This window comes from Kribbella sp. WER1, assembly GCF_054189145.1.
The window spans coordinates 6,575,556-6,594,083 of sequence record NZ_CM135186.1 but is presented as its reverse complement, the minus strand read 5'-3'; the positions used below and the strand labels follow the sequence as shown (position 1 = coordinate 6,594,083).

General features: G+C 69.0%; 17 protein-coding genes. 6 read left to right on the top strand and 11 right to left on the bottom strand.

Features of this window, described 5'->3' with window-relative positions:
• Positions 1-3 precede the first annotated feature (3 nt).
• A complete protein-coding gene (locus ACXJJ3_RS32235) occupies positions 4-1,305 on the bottom strand; it encodes an MFS transporter (RefSeq protein ID WP_458165627.1) in 1,302 nt (433 codons plus the stop codon).
• Between the two features lie 15 nt (positions 1,306-1,320).
• The gene (locus ACXJJ3_RS32230) at positions 1,321-2,049 is read right to left on the bottom strand and encodes a 3-hydroxybutyrate dehydrogenase (RefSeq protein WP_458165626.1); all 729 of its coding nucleotides are present in this window, start codon (positions 2,047-2,049) and stop codon (positions 1,321-1,323) included.
• 146 nt (positions 2,050-2,195) lie between these two features.
• Between ACXJJ3_RS32230 and ACXJJ3_RS32225 the strand changes: the two genes are divergently transcribed.
• Positions 2,196-4,445 (top strand): FdhF/YdeP family oxidoreductase, encoded by a 2,250-nt coding sequence (locus ACXJJ3_RS32225; RefSeq protein WP_458165625.1) that lies wholly within the window; start codon positions 2,196-2,198, stop codon positions 4,443-4,445.
• Here ACXJJ3_RS32225 and ACXJJ3_RS32220 read toward each other — a convergent pair.
• Positions 4,420-5,589 (bottom strand): MFS transporter, encoded by a 1,170-nt coding sequence (locus tag ACXJJ3_RS32220; protein ID WP_458165624.1) that lies wholly within the window; start codon positions 5,587-5,589, stop codon positions 4,420-4,422. The genes ACXJJ3_RS32225 and ACXJJ3_RS32220 overlap by 26 nt on opposite strands.
• A gap of 77 nt (positions 5,590-5,666) precedes the next feature.
• On the opposite strand from ACXJJ3_RS32220, the gene ACXJJ3_RS32215 reads away from it, so the two are divergent.
• The gene (locus tag ACXJJ3_RS32215) at positions 5,667-6,263 is read left to right on the top strand and encodes a CGNR zinc finger domain-containing protein (protein ID WP_458165623.1); all 597 of its coding nucleotides are present in this window, start codon (positions 5,667-5,669) and stop codon (positions 6,261-6,263) included.
• A gap of 35 nt (positions 6,264-6,298) precedes the next feature.
• Here the strand turns inward: ACXJJ3_RS32215 and ACXJJ3_RS32210 are convergent, their stop codons facing one another.
• The 3 genes from ACXJJ3_RS32210 to ACXJJ3_RS32200 all read right to left on the bottom strand — a co-directional run bounded on the left by ACXJJ3_RS32210 (position 6,299) and on the right by ACXJJ3_RS32200 (position 9,918).
• Complete coding sequence (locus ACXJJ3_RS32210) at positions 6,299-6,979, bottom strand: uridine kinase (protein ID WP_458165622.1); 681 nt, start codon at positions 6,977-6,979, stop codon at positions 6,299-6,301.
• Between the two features lie 44 nt (positions 6,980-7,023).
• Positions 7,024-9,204 (bottom strand): MMPL family transporter, encoded by a 2,181-nt coding sequence (locus ACXJJ3_RS32205; RefSeq protein WP_458165621.1) that lies wholly within the window; start codon positions 9,202-9,204, stop codon positions 7,024-7,026.
• Between the two features lie 177 nt (positions 9,205-9,381).
• The gene (locus ACXJJ3_RS32200; RefSeq protein WP_458165620.1) at positions 9,382-9,918 is read right to left on the bottom strand and encodes a YgjP-like metallopeptidase domain-containing protein; all 537 of its coding nucleotides are present in this window, start codon (positions 9,916-9,918) and stop codon (positions 9,382-9,384) included.
• A 523-nt stretch (positions 9,919-10,441) separates the two neighbouring features.
• On the opposite strand from ACXJJ3_RS32200, the gene ACXJJ3_RS32195 reads away from it, so the two are divergent.
• On the top strand, positions 10,442-10,600 hold the full coding sequence (locus ACXJJ3_RS32195) for a DUF5679 domain-containing protein (protein WP_012922897.1): 159 nt from the start codon (positions 10,442-10,444) through the stop codon (positions 10,598-10,600).
• 94 nt (positions 10,601-10,694) lie between these two features.
• Positions 10,695-12,008 (top strand): ABC1 kinase family protein, encoded by a 1,314-nt coding sequence (locus tag ACXJJ3_RS32190; RefSeq protein WP_458165619.1) that lies wholly within the window; start codon positions 10,695-10,697, stop codon positions 12,006-12,008.
• Here the strand turns inward: ACXJJ3_RS32190 and ACXJJ3_RS32185 are convergent.
• On the bottom strand, positions 11,995-13,449 hold the full coding sequence (locus ACXJJ3_RS32185) for an MFS transporter (RefSeq protein WP_458165618.1): 1,455 nt from the start codon (positions 13,447-13,449) through the stop codon (positions 11,995-11,997). The genes ACXJJ3_RS32190 and ACXJJ3_RS32185 overlap by 14 nt on opposite strands.
• Before the next feature lie 103 nt (positions 13,450-13,552).
• Between ACXJJ3_RS32185 and ACXJJ3_RS32180 the strand changes: the two genes are divergently transcribed.
• Positions 13,553-14,338, top strand: coding sequence for a DUF899 domain-containing protein (locus ACXJJ3_RS32180; protein ID WP_458165617.1), 786 nt, complete (start codon positions 13,553-13,555; stop codon positions 14,336-14,338).
• Here ACXJJ3_RS32180 and ACXJJ3_RS32175 read toward each other — a convergent pair.
• Entirely contained in the window at positions 14,329-14,496 is a 168-nt protein-coding gene (locus ACXJJ3_RS32175; protein ID WP_458165616.1) for a hypothetical protein, read from the bottom strand. The genes ACXJJ3_RS32180 and ACXJJ3_RS32175 overlap by 10 nt on opposite strands.
• 18 nt (positions 14,497-14,514) lie before the next feature.
• Between ACXJJ3_RS32175 and ACXJJ3_RS32170 the strand changes: the two genes are divergently transcribed.
• Complete coding sequence (locus ACXJJ3_RS32170; RefSeq protein ID WP_458165615.1) at positions 14,515-15,036, top strand: NUDIX hydrolase; 522 nt, start codon at positions 14,515-14,517, stop codon at positions 15,034-15,036.
• A gap of 320 nt (positions 15,037-15,356) precedes the next feature.
• Here the strand turns inward: ACXJJ3_RS32170 and ACXJJ3_RS32165 are convergent, their stop codons facing one another.
• From ACXJJ3_RS32165 to ACXJJ3_RS32155, 3 genes are all read right to left on the bottom strand, one after another.
• A complete protein-coding gene (locus ACXJJ3_RS32165) occupies positions 15,357-15,644 on the bottom strand; it encodes a WhiB family transcriptional regulator (RefSeq protein ID WP_131285495.1) in 288 nt (95 codons plus the stop codon).
• Positions 15,645-15,813: 169 nt separating this feature from the next.
• A complete protein-coding gene (locus tag ACXJJ3_RS32160) occupies positions 15,814-16,011 on the bottom strand; it encodes a hypothetical protein (protein ID WP_458165614.1) in 198 nt (65 codons plus the stop codon).
• Positions 16,012-16,346: 335 nt separating this feature from the next.
• The gene (locus ACXJJ3_RS32155) at positions 16,347-18,464 is read right to left on the bottom strand and encodes an ATP-dependent DNA helicase UvrD2 (protein WP_458165613.1); all 2,118 of its coding nucleotides are present in this window, start codon (positions 18,462-18,464) and stop codon (positions 16,347-16,349) included.
• Positions 18,465-18,528 lie beyond the last annotated feature (64 nt).

Sequence of the window (18,528 nt, the reverse complement as noted above, 5' to 3'; positions counted from 1 at the left end):
GTCCTACAGCGTAGTGAGGTCGCGGCGGTGCGTTTCGGAGTACGACGTCACCGCCACGATCGAGATGACCGCGCAGACCGCGATGTAGACCGCAATCGCGTAGCCCGAGTCGTACGCCTTGAGCAGGGCGACCGCGATGAACGGTGCCAGCCCGCCCGCGATGATCGACGCGAGCTGATAGCCGACCGAGACACCGGAGTACCGGACCCGGGTCCCGAAGAGCTCCGTGAAGAACGACGCCTGCGGCCCGTACATCGCACCGTGCAGCACCAGGCCGACCGTGACGGCAAGAGCTGCCAGGGCGAAGTTCTTGGTGTCCACCAGCGTGATGAACAGGAAGCCCCACACCCCAACGCCGATCGCGCCGATCAGGTAGACGGGCCGCCGGCCGATCCGGTCCGACAATGCGCCCCACAACGGGATCGCGAAGAAGTGCACGGCTGCGCCGATCAGTACTGCGTTCAACGCGAAGGACTTGCCCATCCCGAGGTGTTCCTTCGCGTACGTCGCGATCACGATCGTGAAGATGTAGTAGCTGACGTTCTCCGCCATCCGCGCGCCCATCGCCGTCAGCACCTCACGTGGGTACTGCGTGAGCACCTCGAGCAGCGGGAGCTTGTCCGCGGGCTCCTGCTTCGCCCGGGCCTCCTTGAACACCGGGGACTCCTCAATGCGCAGCCGCACCCAGAGACCCACCAGCACGAGTACTGCGGACAACAGGAACGGAATGCGCCAACCCCAACGGTTGAAGTCGGCGTCCGACTGGAACGCCGCCAACCCAGCCAGTACGCCGTTGGCGATCAGCTGACCCGCAGGAGCTCCCGCTTGCGGCCAGGACGCCCAGAAGCCCCGTCGTGCCGGATCACCATGCTCCGACACGATCAGGACGGCCCCGCCCCACTCCCCACCAAGCGCGAACCCCTGGATGAGGCGAAGTACCGTCAGCAGGATCGGGGCGAGCGCACCGACCTGTGCGTACGTCGGGAGCAGGCCGATGGCGAACGTGGCGAGTCCCATCATCAACAGCGACAACACCAGCAGCTGTTTGCGGCCCAGGCGGTCACCGAAGTGCCCGAACACCACACCACCGATCGGACGCGCGAAGAAGCCCACCGCGAACGTGGCGAAGCTCAGCAGCGTCCCGGTGAGCTGCTCGCCCTTGGGGAAGAACAGGTCGCCGAACACCACCGATGCGGCGACCCCGTACAGGAAGAAGTCGTACCACTCGACCGTCGTACCGACGAGGCTCGCGCCAACGACCCTGACGATCGACGTACGGGTCTGGACTGGTTGTGGTGCCGTCATGGCGGGCTCCTGTGGTTAGTGGGCGGTCCAGCCGCCGTCGAGTACGAACGAGCTCCCCGTGATGGAGGCAGAGGCAGGGCCGCACAGCACGGACACCAGCTCTGCCACTTCGGCCGGTTCGATCAGCCGCTTCACAGCGACCGGCTCGAGCAGGACCTTGTCCAGCACTTCCGCCTCGGACAGGCCGTGTGTCGCGGCCTGGTCCGCCAACTGCGCGGTGACCAGCGGCGTACGGACATACGCCGGGTTCACGCAGTTGCTGGTCACCCCGTGCGCTGCACCTTCCAGGGCGACCACCTTGCTGAGTCCTTCGAGCCCGTGCTTCGCGGCGACGTACGCAGCCTTGAATGGACTGGCCCGGAGGCCGTGGACCGAGCTGATGTTCACCACGCGACCCCAGCCGGCGCCATACATGTGGGGCAGCGTCTGGCGGATCAGCCGGAACGGTGCCTCCAGCATGAGGCGTAGGAGGTAGCTGAACCGCTCCGGCGGGAACTGCTCGACCGGTGCGACCTGCTGTACGCCTGCGTTGTTCACCAGGATGTCTACGTCCACCGGGAGCTCCTGCAGACGCTCCAGGTCCGAAAGGTCCGCGACACGCGTCTCGACCCCTTCCAGCGCGTCAAGACCGGCCTGGTCCAGGTCGACGGCCACCACGTGCACACCGTCCGCAGCCAGGTGCTGGGCGCACGCGGCGCCGATACCGGACGCTGCACCGGTGACTAGGGCTCGACGGGTCTCCATGGCGGACGACTGTAGGAATCCGTGACCGCGCCGACTATGGGATCGGGCCACACATCCCACACTCCGATGGTGGTGGCGTACGCCACTTATCCACAACCCGGCCTATCAAGGCAGCGCGCCACGATAGGCGGGCCTATTGTTGAAACATGGTCGACATCGAACAGCCGAAGCAGAAGGCCGCCGGCGTCCCCGCCGTGCTGTCGTCGTTCAAGTTCGGTCTCCGCGAGATGGGACCGGTCCGGAGCGGCCGGGTCTTCCTGAAGATGAATCAGGACCGCGGATTCGACTGCCCGTCGTGCGCGTGGCCCGATCCGGAGCACAAGCACACGGCGGAGTTCTGCGAGAACGGCGCCAAGGCGGTGGCCTGGGAGGCGACTCGCAAACGGGTGCCGCGCGCGTTCTTCGCGGAGAACTCGGTCGCCGACATCGACCGGATCTCCGAGTTCGACCTCGGCAAGCTCGGCCGGATCACCGAGCCGATGCTGCTCCGGGCCGGCGCCACGCACTACGAGCCGGTCGGCTGGGACGAGGCGTTCCAGGTCGTCGCGCGGCACCTCAAGGCGCTCGTCGACCCGGACGACGCGGTGTTCTACACCTCCGGGCGAACCAGCAACGAGGCCGCGTTCCTGTACCAGCTGTTCGTCCGGGCGTATGGGACCAACAACCTCCCCGACTGCTCGAACATGTGCCACGAGTCCTCCGGTACGGCGCTGTCCCGGGTGATCGGCAGCGGCAAGGGCGCGGTCACGCTGAAGATGCTCGAGGAGTCCGAGCTGATCGTGATCGTCGGGCAGAACCCGGGCACCAACGCGCCGCGGATGCTCACCCACCTCGAGGTCGCCAAGCGCAACGGCGCCTCGATCGTCGCGGTCAACCCGCTGCCCGAGCCCGGCCTGATGCGCTTTATGAACCCGCAGAAGCCGCGCGGCCTGGTCGGCAAGGGTACCCCGCTCGCCGACCAGCACCTGGGCATCCGGATCGGCGGCGACCAGGCGCTGTTCCTTGCCCTCGGCCACCTTCTGCTGCAGGCCGAGGCGGCGCACCCGGGGACCGTGCTGGACAAGTCGTTCATCGACTCGCACACCAGCGGATTCGAGCTGTACGCCAAGCACAACACCGAGCTGGACTGGCCGGCCGTCGAGCAGGCCACCGGGCTGCGGCGCGCCGAGATCGAGGAGCTCGCGCAACGGTTCATCGCGTCGAAGGCGACCGTGGTGTGCTGGGCGATGGGGCTGACCCAGCACCGGGACGCGGTCGCGACGATCAGCGAGATCGTCAACGTGCTGCTGCTACAGGGCAACATCGGCAAGCCGGGCGCAGGGCCCTGCCCGGTCCGCGGGCACTCGAACGTGCAGGGCGACCGCAGCATGGGGATCTGGGAGAAGATGCCAGACGCGTTCCTGGACCGGCTGGACCACGAGTTCTCGTTCACGTCGCCGCGCGAGCACGGCATCGACGCGGCCGACACCGTCAAACGGCTGCGGGACGGCGCCGTCCGGGTGTTCTTCGCGATGGGCGGCAACTTCGCGTCCGCGACGCCGGACACCGAGGTGGTGCATCGCGGGCTGCGCGAGTGCGACCTCACCGTGCACGTGTCGACGAAGCTGAACCGGTCGCACACCGTCACCGGCCGGGAGGCGCTGATCCTGCCGACGCTCGGCCGGACGGACCACGACCACACCGCGGCCGGCCCGCAGTCCGTGTCGGTCGAGGACTCGCAGGGCGCCGTCCACCTGTCGAAGGGGAACCTGATCCCGCCGGCGCCGGAGATGAAGTCCGAGATCGGGATCGTCTGCGGGCTCGCGCAAGCCGTCGTACCTGACGTCGGGCAGATTCCGTGGGCGGACTTCGCCGACGACTACAGCCTGATCCGGCAGCGGATCGGGCGGGTCGCGGACGGGTACGAGAACTACGAGGACCGGCTGCGGGACGGGGACGGCGGGTTCCTGCTGGCGCACGCGGCGCGGGACAAACGCGAGTTCAAGACGTCGGACGCGCGGGCGCAGTTCACCGCGAACGACCTGACCTGGTTGCCGACGGCACCCGGTCGGCTGCTCCTGCAGACGCTACGCAGTCACGACCAGTTCAACACGACGATCTACGGACTCGAGGACCGGTACCGCGGGATCCACGGGACGCGCGAGGTGGTGTTCGTGCACCCGGACGACCTGGCGGAGCTGGGGCTGCGGGACGGGCAGTACGTAGACATCATCAGCGAGTTCCAGGGCGTCGAGCGGCGGGCGTCGCACTTCCGGCTGGTCTCGTACCCGACCGCGCGCGGGTGCGTCGCGGCGTACTACCCGGAGACCAATGTGCTGATGTCGGCCGACGATCTCGCGAAGGGCAGCAACACGCCGGTCGCGAAGGGCCTCACCGTGCGGCTAGTCGCTTCCTGAACCACGGCTGCAGTACTGCGAGGGCGCCGGCGACCGCGGCACTCGTGAGCCAGAGTCCGGTCGGGCCGGAGGTCTTCAGCAGCTGGGTGACCGTGAGCGGGGCGACGGTGGTCGCGATACCCCAGCTGAGGCCGAAGATCGCGAGGTACCGGCCGCGTGCGTTGTCGGGGGCGAGTCCGGACGCCTGGGTGAGGTAGCGGGTCAGGAGGAACAGGTCGCCCAGGCTCCAGAGGACGGCGGCGAGGACGAAGATCAGCAGGCTGTGGGCGAAGGCGCTGGTCAGCAGGCCGGTGGCCAGTAGTACGTAGCCGATCGCGATCGAGCGGAAGTCGTCGAGCTTCTGGACCCGGAGGAGTCGCTGGGCGACGATCAGGACGGCTGCGGAGACAGCGAGGATCAGGCCGGTGCCGGACTTCGGGATGCCTTGCTCGAGCAGGGTCAGTGGAATGCCGATGACGAGTTGCATGTAGATCGTCGCGAAGACCGTGCCGCCCGCCAACAGCAACAACAACCGCCCGTCCCGCCACGGGCTCCGCTGCAGCTGGTCGCCGACGGCCTGCCGGTCGGCCGCCGGGTCCCGACGTACGTCAGCTGGTAACGCGAGCGCGACGAGAGCGGCGCAGGACAGGCAGGTGAACGCGTCGGCGACGAACAGCCAGCGGAGGTCCCAGTGGCTGATTGCCGCGGCGAGCAGGCCGGCGAGAACACCTGCCCCGGCAAGGGCCGCGCTGTAGAGACCATAGGCCGCGGGGCGATCCTCGGGCTCGGTGACGTCGGCGATCATCGCCTGGCTCGGCGGCTCGTAGATCTCGAACGCGAGCCCGAGCAGGACAGTCGCCAGTACTGCGGACCACAGCGCGTGGCTCAGCGCGATCCACAGCTGTGCGACCGCGCAGCCGATCAACCCGAGCACGATCGTCCGCCGCCGTCCGAGCCGGTCCGCCAACTGTCCGCCGAGCAATCGCGACGGGATCGTCGCCGCGCCGAACACCGCGAGGATCACGCCGGTCTGGGTCAACGACGCCTTGAACTCGACCGCGAGCACCACGCCGAGGAACGGCAGCGTGAACGCACCGATCTTGTTCACCGCCCGTGCGACGATCAGGATCCACACCGCCCGCGAGAGGCCTCTTGTTGCGGTCACATCGCTCACACCGAACCCCCATGACTGCCTAAGTGGCTATGATCGGTCACGCAAGTTCGACCCTACGGAGGTATCGCATGACTGGTCAAGTGTCTTTTGATAGTCATGCCCGAAGTGTGCTGGCCGCCGCCGTCGAGTACGTGAACCGGCTGACCCCCGGCCACTCCGGCGGTACGCCGTACTCCGCACCGGCCGACGACCCGGAATCGGTCACGTCCGCGGTCGCCGAGGCCCTGACCGCGATCGGTCACCCGCCCCGCGAACGCCCGCCGCTCGACGACTCGCGCCGGCTGATCGACCTCGCGGCCCGGATGCGGATCGTCTTCGAAGCCGCGAACACCGGCGACCTCGACTCCGCTGCCACCGAGATCAACGCGCTGCTCCGAGACACCAACGCCCGCCCCCAACTGGATCGCGGCCGCGACCGCCCGTGGAGCCTGCACTTCCACGGCCCCGACGAACAACTCGCCAACGGCTGGGCAGCAGGCTGCGCCGCCGGCCTCGCCCTCGCAGTAGGCAGCGAACTAGCCGGCCGCCTAGGCGTCTGCGCCGCCCCCCACTGCGACCGAGTCTTCGTAGACACCTCGAAGAACGGCCAACGCCGCTTCCACTCCCCGCAATGCCAAAGCCGAGTAAAAGCCGCCGCCCACCGAGCCCGCCAATCCACCAACTGACCGCAGCAACCCGGCTTGCTTGGAGCAGTTGGGGGCTAGCGGGTGGTTTGGCTGCGGGTGAGGAGTGGGGCGGCTGGGTTTTCGTTGTTGATGACCAGGTCGGCGTGGGTGGCGGGGTTGTGGTCGTTGAGGTAGAGGCGTTCGCCTGGGATGTAGCGGGTGCGGTAGCGGTGGGCGGCGGCTTCCTGGGAGTCCATCCAGGCGGCGTCGCGGACGGTGCCGCGCTGGAGGACTGTTTCGAAGCTGACGTGGACGTAGATGCGGAGGTCCCAGCAGTCGTTCAGTTCGGGGCGTTGCAGGAAGGCGCCGTCGGCGATCAGGACGGCGTCGGGTGCGGCCGTCCGGACGGGGGTGTCGAGTACGGCGGCGGCGTCGGCCTGGCGGATCGCGGTCGTGTAGTGCCGGTCCCCGCCTGGCCCGAGCGGCTCTAGCAGCCGCTCACGGATCGCCTCGAAGTCGTACATCTCGTGGTAATAGCTCTCCGGCGACTCGATCGGGTACCCGGTCCGCAGCTCCGGCGCCCGCTTGAAGTAGTCGAACCCGGCGCGGATCACCTCCCGTCCGGTACGACCCCGCAGTACGTCGGCCAGCTCGTCCGCCAGCGTCGTCTTCCCGGCCGCCGAGCACCCGTCGACCCCGACCCGCACCGGGTGCTCCCGCTCGACGGCCAGCACCTCGGCGGCCAGTTCCCCCAGAACCTCGGCTCGCTCGTTCATGCCCGCCATCTTCTCCGCTCCGAGCGCCCTGCTCGAAGCGGTTTTCAGCCGACCGGGGTCAACTCGCGTTCTGGTTCCGGGGTTGCGGCGTGTTTGGCGGGCTTCGGGCGGAGCCACTTCGGGGCCCACCAGTTGGCTTCGCCGAGAAGGGTCATGATGCTGGGCAGGACGACCGCGCGGATGATCGTGGCGTCGATCAGGATCGCGACGGCGAGGCCTACGCCGAGTTGCTTCATGTCCAGCGTGCTCAGGGTGGCGAAGACCGCGAAGACGCCGATCATGACGGCGGCTGCGCTGGTGACCACGCCGGCTGAGCCGGTGATGCCTTCGGCCACGGCCTGGCGGGTCGGGACCCCGCGGAGGACCGCTTCGCGGATCCGGCTGACGACGAAGACGTGGTAGTCCATCGACAGGCCGAAGAGGACCACGAAGAGGAACAGCGGGAGCCAGCTGACCACCGAGCCGTTGGAGCGGAAGTGGAGCAGGCCCTCGGCCCACGTGTGTTGGAAAACCGCGGTGACGACGCCGTACGCCGCCCCTGCACTGAGCAGGTTGAGGAAGATCGCGGTAACCGCGACGACGACCGAGCGGAACGTCGCCATCATCACGATCATCGTGAGCAGCAGCACGAACCCGATCACCAGCGGGAGCTTGTCCCGGGTGTGTGCGGCATAGTCGACGTCCGCGGCGACGAACCCGCCGACCGCGTACTCGACGCCAGGCACCTTCCCGACCGTTTCCGGCATCAGGTCCTTGCGGAGCTTGGCGAGTGAGTCGCGGGCCTGCTCGCTGCCGCCCTCGTACGGCGTGGCGACCTCGAGCGTCGCGACCGTGCCGTCCTTCGAGAAGCGCGGCTTCTCCAGGCCGTCCGAAGCGAACAGCGGATCACCCTTGGTCTTCTGCATCAGCTCCGCCAGCGCGGCCTGTACGGCGGGCTTCTCGTTCGCAGGCGCCCGTACGGCGACCTGGTGGCTCGTGCCCGTACTCGGGAACGCCGCGGTCAACCGGTCGTACGCCTTCATCACCGACGTCGTCCGCGGCAGGTCCTCCGTACCGGGGAACTTCAACGTCATGCCGAGCGCCGGCGACGCGACGGCGAGCAGCGCGGTGACCGCGACGAGCAACGTGGCGATCGGGTGCTTCAGGGCCGGCTTGAGTACGGTCGGCCAGAACCGCGGCGGCCGGTTGCCGGCGGTCAGCCGCCAGACGAACGGGATGCGCGGCCGGTCGACCCAGCGGCCGAGCTTCGCCAGTACGGCGGGGAGCACGGTCAGCGAACCGACGACGGCGACCGCGACGACCAGGATCGAGCCGACCGCGAACGACGAGAACACCGCGTCCCGGGCCAGGAACAACCCGGCCATCGAGATGATCACCGCCGTACCGGAGACCACGACCGCGTGGCCCGAGGTGGCCGCGGCGATCTCGACCGCGTCGACGTGGCCGCGGCCCTTGGTGCGTTCCTCGCGTTCGCGGCGGAGGTAGAAGAGTGAATAGTCGACGCCGACGGCCATACCGATCAGCAGGATCACGCTGTTCACCGCGTCGACCGCCGGTACCAGTTGGGACGCCGCGGCCGAGAGCCCGATCGCGGCGGCGACCGCGGACAGGGCGAGCAGCACCGGTACCGAGGCGGCGATCAGCGCACCGAACGCGAGCAGCAGGATCGCCAGCGTCACCGGCAGGCTGAACATCTCGGCGCGCTTGAAGTCCTTGCCGAGCGTCTCGTTCAGCGCCTTGCTGATCGAGAGTCCACCGACCTCCTCGATCCGGAGGTCCGGGTACTGCCGCTGGACCTGCGCCGTGGTGTCGAGCAACGGCTGGACCCGGTTGTCCCCGTCGCTGTCCTTCAGCGTCACCCGGACGATTACCGCGTCACCCTTAGGCGACGGCATCGGCTGGGCGACCTCCGCGACCCCACCGAGGGCGCGCATCTGCTGGATCACCGTGCCGGCGGCGGTCCGGGCGGCCGCCTGGTCGAGTGTGCCGGAGGGTGCCGTGATCAGCACGCTCTCCACGTCCGGGTCGTCGAAGTTGCCGGACTTGACGATGGTGTCCGCCCGGGTGACCTCGCCGATGTTCCCCTCGTCGGTCGACTTCTTCGTCCCGGTCACCGAACCGAGCGCGAAACAGGCGGCCACGACGACCAGCCACATCGCGATCGCCCGCCACGGATGGGTGGCGCTCCAGCGTGCCGCCCGCACCGTGAGCTGTCCCCTGGTCATGCGTTCCCTGCCCCTCTGCGCCCCCACCGGCGCCCCACCCAGCGCACCTGGCAGGCGCTGGCTACGGGACAAAAGCCTCGCCGGGAGGAGCCACCCCCGGCCATGCAGGAATCCCCCCACTCATCCCTGGAGGAAGCCCCACCCCACCCTTTTCCGTACGACGTACGGGGTACGGGGTCAGAAGTCCTCGAGCTCCAGGGAAGCCGCGGCCGAGACCCCCTCCAGATACCCCTCGGCGCGTTCGGCCTTCGGGTAGCGGTGGACCAGGTCCCAGAAGTTCGCGTTGTGGCTCGGCTCCACCAGATGGGCGAGTTCGTGGACCAGGACGTAGTCCACGACCCACCCCGGCATCGACTGCAGCCGGGTACTCAGCCGGATCGACCGGTCCGCCGGAGTACACGATCCCCACCGTCTGTTTTGGTTCGAAACCCACCTCACCGACGCAGGTTCGGGCACTTCGGGGAGGTGACGACACGCGAGTTCGTGTGCTCTGGCCAACAATTTTTCGTCCGACACGCGCGATCGGCTGCGCTGTTTCTCGAGCCGCGCCAGCATGGTCTCGACCCAGCGCGCCTCCTCGGCGGCGGACAGCCGGTCGGGCATCAGCACGACCACCCGCTCACCGTCCCGGTAGGCGCTGACCGTGCGCTTGCGGCGCTTGCTGCGACGGATGTCCACGTACGGCGGGATCGGGCGCGGTGGAGAGTCGGCCATGGCTCAAAAATGTACCCCCCGAATCCGACAACTTTCTTCGGTGCACACCCTGTGGATCGATGTTTCCGCAGGTCAGACGCCTGATCTTGATCCCTCCGATCCCCGTTGTTCACACCGTGTTCCCCCGCCCGTCCACAGCACCCGGCGGCGCGTCCCACAGGTTGCGCACAGAGTTATCCACAGGCGTGGACAACCTGGGCTTGCCTCCGCGGCCGGGGCCTCCTAGCGTCGTCTGCAACAGGCTCCCGGACCGCTTCCGGGACTGCTCGGAGGGGAAGCCGAGTCGTCGCGGAGGCGGATCACCGGGAGCCTGTTCCGCGCCGGCGAAAGTTTCGGTAAGGGCTTTCCTCGGGGGATTCCGGCGGCGCGCGGACCACCAGGTGCGCTTGAGCCTGCGCCAGGAGGCCGTAGGGTGAATCCCGACTGGGCCGAACGGCCTACGGCAGGACGGTCTGCCGTTAGCATCCAACGACTGCCCGGGGCGAGGCCCCGGGCTGGAATTCAGAGCAAGGAGAGGGCCCTCATGGCAGAGACCTGGAGCGGCGAGTTCTACTGCGTCAAGTGCAAGGCCAAGCGCACCGCCGACGGCGAGGTCAAGGTCAACGACAAGGGCACGCGCATGGCGAAGGCCAAGTGCCCCGAGTGCGGTACGAACCTGAACCGGATCCTCGGCAAGGCCTGACGCACCAAGTCGTAGGGGCGGTGCCGGACCTGCAACACGGGTCCGGCACCGCCCCTCCGTCGTCCCGGCTTGGGCGACCGGACAGAATGGAGGAGTGTCGGACCTTCCTCGTAAGGCGCTGAGCCGGACCGCGAAACTCGCCAGCCTGCCGCTCGGCGCCGCCGGGCGAGCGACGGTCGGCCTGGGCAAACGTATCGGCGGCGCTCCCGCCGAGGCCGTGCTGGCCGAGTTCCAGCGCCGGACCGCGGACCAGTTGTTCGCCGTCCTGGGCGAGCTCAAGGGCGGCGCGATGAAGTTCGGGCAGATGCTCAGCCTGATGGAGTCGGCGATGCCGGAGGAGCTCGCGGCGCCGTACCGCGCGACCCTGACCAAGCTCCAGGACTCCGCCCCGCCGATGCCGTACGCGACCGTGGACAAGATCCTGTCCCGGGAGCTCGGGAAGCGCTGGCGGGACCGGTTCGACGAGTTCGACGAGGTGCCCGCGGCGGCCGCGTCGATCGGCCAGGTGCACCGCGGCCGGCTCAAGGACGGCCGCGAGGTCGCGGTCAAGCTGCAGTACCCGGGCGCCGCCGAGGCGCTCCGCGCGGATCTGCGCCAGCTCGGCCGGTTCGGCCGCACGATCGGCACGCTGATCCCCGGTCTGGACGTGAAGCCGCTGGTCGCGGAGCTCCAGGAGCGGATCGGCGAGGAGCTCGACTACGACCGTGAGGCGCAGGCGCAGCAGCAGTACGCCGACGCGTTCAAGGACCACCCGGAGTTCGTCGTCCCGCGGGTGGTGAAGCACTCCCCCACGGTGATCGTGTCGGAGTGGATCGAGGGCCGGCCGCTGTCGTCGTACATCAGCGACGGCAGCAAGGAGGAGCGGGACGCGATCGGGCTGAAGTACGTCCGGTTCATGTTCAGCGGGCCGAAGTACGCCGGTCTGCTGCACTCGGACCCGCATCCGGGGAACTTCCGGGTGCTCGAGGACGGGCGGCTCGGCGTGGTCGACTTCGGGCTCTGCGCGCGGCTCCCGGACGGGCTGCCGCGGGCGATCGGGCGGCTGCTGCGGATCTCGCTGAACGGCGACGGTGTCGCGGTCCGGGACGGGCTGCGGGCCGAGGGCTTCATCAAGCCGCGGATGGACATCGACCCGGAGCAGTTGATGGACTACCTGGCGCCGTTCGCGGAGCCGGCCCGGGAGGAGACGTTCCAGTTCAGCCGGGCCTGGATGCGCGCGCAGGCGAACCGGACCGGTGACTTCCGGTCGCCGAACGCGTCGCTCGCCCTGCGCCTCAACATGCCGCCGTCGTACCTGCTGATCCACCGGGTCTGGATCGGTGGCATCGCCGTGCTGTCGCAGCTCGAGGCGGAGGCGCCGTTCCGGGCGGTCCTGGAGGAGCTCCTGCCCGGTTTCACCGACGACTGAGGGCCGGCAGCGCCCTGAGCGTGACGGCGAGCAGGACCCCCATCGCGGCCAGGGCCACGGCCGTGATCCCGGCGGCGAGGTGCAAACCGGACGTGAACGCCTCCCGGGCCTGCGTCAGTACGTCGCCGGAGGCACCGGACGCGATCGTCTCACCGAGCGAGTTGCCGCCCGTCCGGCCGCGGTAGACGGCGGTCACCACGCTGCCCAGGACCGCGATGCCGAGCGAGTACCCGAACTCGTTGCCGGTCTGGGTCAGCGCCCCCGCCGAACCGGCCTGCTCCGGCGGCACCGAGCCGATCACCAGGTTCGTCCCCAGGATGACCAGCGCACCCGGCCCGAAGCACTCCACCGCGAACGCGATCACCAGCACGGTCGTCGACGTCGTCAGGCTGACTACGACCATCCCCACGACCGTGAACGCGACCCCAGCCGGAATCAGGACGCCCGGACGGATCCGCCGCGCCAGCCGCGGCGCCAACTGGAACCCGATCGTCGACGTGACCATCCCCGGTACCAGCGCGAGCCCCGCCTGCAGCGGGCTCATCCCCTTCACCAGCTGGAAGTACTGCGCCACGAACACCATCACCCCACCGGACAGCATCGAGTACGTCGTCATGCTCCCGAGCGTCACGCTGAACGTCCGCCGCGTGAACAGCCGTACGTCGACCAACGGGTCGTCCAGCCGCAGCTGCCGCCGTACGAACACCCAGCCGAAGGCAACGCCGACCACCAACGCGCCGACCGCCTGTCCGTCGGCCCCGTGCGCCGCCAGGCGCTTCAGACCGTGGATAGCCGGCAGGATCGCCAGCAACGACAGCACGACACTCGGTACGTCGATCCGCCCCGCCTTCTCGTTGCGGTACTCCGGCAGCAGCACCGGCCCGACCGCGAGCAGCACGACCATCGCGGGCACGCCGATCAGGAACGCCGAACCCCACCAGAAGTGGTTCAGCAGTACGCCGCCGACGATCGGGCCGACGATGGCGCCGACGGTGAAGCAGCCGCCCCAGACGCCGAGCGCGGTCGCCCGCCGCCGCTCGTCCGGGAACAGCGTGGAGATCAGCGACAGCGTGCACGGCGCGATCGCGGCCCCGGCCACGCCGAGCACCGCCCGGGCGCCGATCAGCATGCCCGGGTTCACGGAGTACGCCGCGACGATCGAGGCGACCCCGAACACGGCCGCGGCGATCAGCAGCAGCCGGCGCCGGCCGAGCCGATCGCCGAGGGTGCCCATCGTGATCATCAGGCCGGCCACCATGAACCCGTACACGTCCAGGATCCACAGCTGCTGAGTCCCGGTCGCGCCGAGCGCCTCGGTGACGGCCGGGATCGCCAGCAGCATCACAAACAGGTCGAGCGAGACGAGCAGCGTGGCGAGGCACAGCACGCCGAGCGCGATCCACTGCCGCCGGCCGGTCGCTGTTTCGAGGGTGACGGTCATGATCCGGGTCCTTTCGGGAAGTTCCTTCATTCATCGCGTCGATCGGAGCGACCTGGCATCGACATACCTTCGAAAGGAACTTCTTCGAGGAGTGGAGACCGTGATGAACCTCCCAGAGGTTGTGACACCCGACGAGTGGTTGGCTGCGCGCCGCGAGCTGCTGCGGCGGGAGAAGGAGATGACCCGCGCGCGGGACCGGCTGAACGCCGAGCGGCGGCGGCTGCCGATGGTGCGGATCACGAAGCCGTACACGTTCGAGGGACCGGACGGGCCGGTCGGACTACTCGACCTGTTCGACGGCCGGGACCAGCTGGTGATCCACCACTTCATGTTCGCCCCGGACTGGGACGACGCCTGCCCGAGCTGCTCGTCGGCGGCGGACGAGATCGGCAACCTGCGGCAGCTGCACGTCCGGAACACGTCGCTGGTGGCCGTGTCGCGGGCGCCGTACCCGAAGCTGGCCGCGTTCCGGGAGCGGATGGGCTGGACGTTCCCGTGGTACTCGTCGTACCCGGGCGACTTCAACTACGACTTCCACGCCACGCTCGACGACCGGGTCGCGCCGGTACTGCTGCACTTCCGGACGCAGCAGGAGCTGGCGAGCGAGAAGGGTACGCCGTGGACCGACGGGCCGTGGACGGCCGACATGAACGGTGAGGAGATGCCGGGGATCAGCACGTTCCTGCGGGACGGCGAGGAGGTGTTCCACACGTACTCGACGTTCGGCCGCGGGATCGAGGACTTCCACAACGGCTACCGGTATCTCGACCTGACCGTGCTCGGCCGGCAGGAGGCGTGGGAGGAGCCGGCCGGACGGGCCGAGCCGCTCGGACTCCAGGTCGGCGGCCCGGCGATGCGGGTCCAGGACCTACGTACTGATCACCAGTAGACGGTGTCGAGCTTGCCCTCGATGTTGCGGACGTTCTCGCGGGCGCAGCGGTCGCAGTACAGCAGCTTGCGGCCGTCCTCGAACGAGGTCACCCAGGTCAGCGGCGCCTCCGCGGACTCCGCCTGCAGACCACACAACGCACAGGTAGCACTTGCCATGCCACTAGTCTGCACCGTGTGCGATGGACGGTTCACGGTGAGGGTGAAGTTTGGGGCAACCGCTGGATGAGCGTCCGGCGGCTGGACGTCGAGCAGCCGGACGGCGAGCGGTACGACTACCACGCGGTCCGGATGCGGGACATCGCCGCGGCGGTCGTCACCCGGGACGAGCACGTGCTGCTGATGTGGCGGCACAGGTTCCTGACCGACACCTGGGCGTGGGAGATCCCGATGGGGATCATCGAGGCCGGCGAGGACCCGCAGACCGCGGCCGGGCGGGAGCTGCTGGAGGAGACCGGCTGGCGGGCGGACGGGCTGACCGAGCTGATCCGGTCCGAGCCGGCCGCCGGGATCATGGACTCGCGGCACTTCGTGTTCCGGGCGACGGGCGCGACGTACGTCGGGGAGCCGACCGAACGGAACGAGTCGGACCGGATCGAGTGGGTCCCGATCACGGACCTGGCCGGGATGATCGCGCGGCACGAGATCGTCAGCGGGATCACGCTGATCGGGCTGCTCCAGCTGCGGCTGGAACGCTGAAGGGGCGGCACCCCCGATGGGTGCCGCCCCTCTGTGTTTTCAGCTGGTCAGGCTGTGCTGCTGGTGGATCAGACCAGGCGGGCGAGTGCGAGGCGCGCGCGTGCGCTGGCCCTCTCCGCTCGCCGGCCGGCCCGCTCGGCGTGCTTCTGCGCCCGCTCAAGCTGACGAGCGAAGTGGAAGCGCCGGTTCTGCTCTGCGTCCTTCAGTGAAGTACGACAATGAGCACGGGCGAGATCTTCGTGAAGTAAATGCATTTCGGTGCTCCTGGTGAAAGTCTGAGTGGTCATCGTTCGGGCTCGTTTTCGTAGGGGTTGTCGTCGTCAGGCAGCGGTTACGGTGTCACTCTTGCGGGGACGCCCACGGGGCCGCTTGCGCGGAACCACCACACCCTGGACGAACAGCTCGCCACCCCACACTCCCCACGGCTCGGAACGCTCGAGCGCTCCGGCCAGGCACTCGGCCTTCAGCGGGCAGGTCGTGCAGAGCGACTTCGCGTACTCGACGTCCGCCGGCGATTCGGCGAAGAAGAGTTCTGGCGCGTAGGACCGACAGGGCAGGTCCTGCGACGTTGCCACCTCGGTGAAGACATCGAGGAAGCTCACGCTCATTCCGGTCACCTCCCAGTGACTGTTTGATGCTGATCTCTTGTCGTCCTCGACGATCCGGCCTTCGGCCGAACCGCCAAAACTGTGCTGACAAACACTGTGTTGATCAAAACAAAAGGCCGCGGGACCCTTGGTGGGTTCCGCGGCCTGGAGGTGCCGGCTCTGACGCTTGTCAGACCGGTGGACTCCATGCTCGAGAACCCGAACCGCCGTACTTCACATCGCCGACAGCTCCGCCCTTGAACTGGGCAGCGCCGGAAGCCATGAGCACAACGGTCGCGACGTGCAGACGCGGCGAGGCACCCGGGATCTGGGCGCACGGCAGCGCGGCAACGTCGCTGAACGGCTTCTTGACCGTGTTGGTAATCATTTCCAGGGCACCTCCTCTCGTTGTGGCGAAGCGGGCGGTTGGCTCGATCGCTATGGTGGTTTGAAGTTTTCGGCCAGGCTTCGACCGCAGAAAGAACAGTACGCCGTCCGCGTCGAAGCCCGCAAACTATTTAACGCCAGTTCGCGAAGTTGGCCGGAAGTTGCCGCCGCGACGGCCGGATCTGGCTGTTGCGACCCGTTCGCACCGCGCACCGCAACGTTTCCGGCACGCTCCGGGATCGTTGCCTCTGTCACCTAACTGCCACGTCTGCCGGCAGCAGAACACGGCCTGTGCTCCAGCATGCGCCGGGCTCCGCGTGCCTGGCAACAGATTTCTCAGCGGGTGCAGAGATTGATGATCTGCTCGCCGTACTTCGAGATCTTCGTGTGGCCGATCCCGGGAATCTGCCGCAGCGCCTGGGCGTCGGCCGGCCGGGTCTCGGCGATCGCGGTCAGCGTCGCGTCGGTGAGGATCACGAACGCGGGCATCTTCTCGGACTCGGCCTGCTCGGTCCGCCACTCGAGCAGCGCGTCGTACAGCTTCTGGTCGACCGTCGACGGGCAGTCCTCGCAGCGGCCGAGCTTGCGCGCGCCCGGATCGAGCAGGCCCTTCCCGCAGACCCGGCACTTCGGGATCGGCCGGTCAGACCGCTGCGACCGGGCCGGGCGCTCCCAGCCGACCGAGGACGGCGGCGTCCACTCGGTCCGCGCGGACCGGACGCCGATCGGGTCCAGGAACCGCGTCGGCCCCCGGGTCCCGCGGCCGCCCGGCGAGCGGGACGTCGACCAGCTGACGAACAGCTGCTGCTTCGCGCGGGTCACGCCGACGTAGAACAGCCGCCGCTCCTCCTCCACCTGGGACGGCGTCTGGGCGTAGCTGATCGGCAGCGTCCCCTCGTGCGCCCCGACGATGAAGACGCACTCCCACTCCAGGCCCTTCGCGGCGTGCAGCGTGGCCAGCGTGACGCCCTCGGCCAGCGGCGCGTGCTGGATCGTCGCGCGCCGGTCCAGCTCGGTCATCAGCTCCGGCAACCGGGCCTCGGGGTGCTCGGCGGCGAAATCGGCCGTCATCGTGACCAGCGCGCTCAGCGACTCCCAGCGGTCCCGCACGGCGCCGGTCCCGGTCGGCGGCTCGGCCGTCCACCCGGCCCCCGCCAGTACGCCGGTCACCGTCGACAGCAGGTCGTCGCCGATCCCGCCGGCCTTCACCTGCCCGCGCAGCAGCACGGCGGCCTGCCGGATCTCGGCCCGCTCGAAGAACCGCTCCGCACCCTTCAGCACGGTCGGGATCTTCCGCTCGGCGAGCGCCTGCTCGAAGTTCTCCGACTGCGCGTTCGTCCGGAACAGTACGGCGATGTCGCGCAGCGCCACGCCCTCGTCCCGGAGCCGGGCGACGGCCCGCGCGACCGCGTCCGCCTCCGCGACCTCGTCGGAGTACTCCCGGTAGACCGGGACCGGGCCGGCGTCCTTCTGCGACTTCAGCGTCACCCGCCCCGGCAGCCCGGTCGGGCCGGCCGCGTCGAGGATCTTGTTCGCCACGTCGACGATCTGCGGGGTCGAGCGGTAGTCGCGGACGAGCTTGATCAGCGTCGCCGACGGGTGCCGGGACGCGAACCGGACCAGATTCTCCGGCTCCGCGCCGGCCCAGGAGTAGATGGTCTGCGCCGGGTCGCCGACCACGCAGACGTCCTCGCGGCCGCCCAGCCACAGATCGAGCAGGCTCTGCTGCAGCGGCGAGACGTCCTGGTACTCGTCCACGACGAACGTCCGGTACTGCCGGCGGATCTCGGCCGCCACCCGCTCGTCCTCGGCCAGCAGCGCGACCGCGCAGAGCAGCACGTCCTCGAGGTCGATCCGCCCGCACTCCATCTTGACGTCCTCGTACGCCGCGAACACGCGGGCGATCGTCGGCGGGTCGAAGGCCGCGAGCGTCCGCCCCGACCGGGGCGCGACCTTCGCGTAGTCGTCCGGGCGGACGTTGCTCACCTTGGCCCACTCCACCTCGCCCGCGAGGTCGCGCAGCGCGGGGGTGTCGACGCGGATCCGGCAGCGCGAGGCGGCCTCGGTCAGCAGCGGGAACTTCCGGTCGGCGATCGGCGGCAGCTCCCCGCCGTACACCTTCGGCCAGAAGAAGCGGGCCTGGCGCAGCGCCGCGGAGTGGAAGGTGCGGGCCTGGACGCCCTGGACGCCGAGCTGGGCGAGCCGCCCGCGCATCTCGCCGGCCGCCCGCTGGGTGAACGTCACCGCGAGCACCCGGACCGGGTCGAAGGTCCCGGTGCGCACGCCGTACGCGATCCGGTGGGTGATCGCCCGGGTCTTCCCGGTGCCGGCGCCGGCCAGCACCACGACCGATCCGTGCAGCGCGGTCGCGACCGCCCGCTGCTCCGGGTCGAGGGCCTCCAGGAGGTCGTCGGCCGAGGCCGGTCGTGTGAAGTCGCTCACGGACTGAGACATGCGGGAACAGCACCACCTGCACCATGGTTCGGATACGTCGAGGGCAACCCTAGACGGGTCGTCC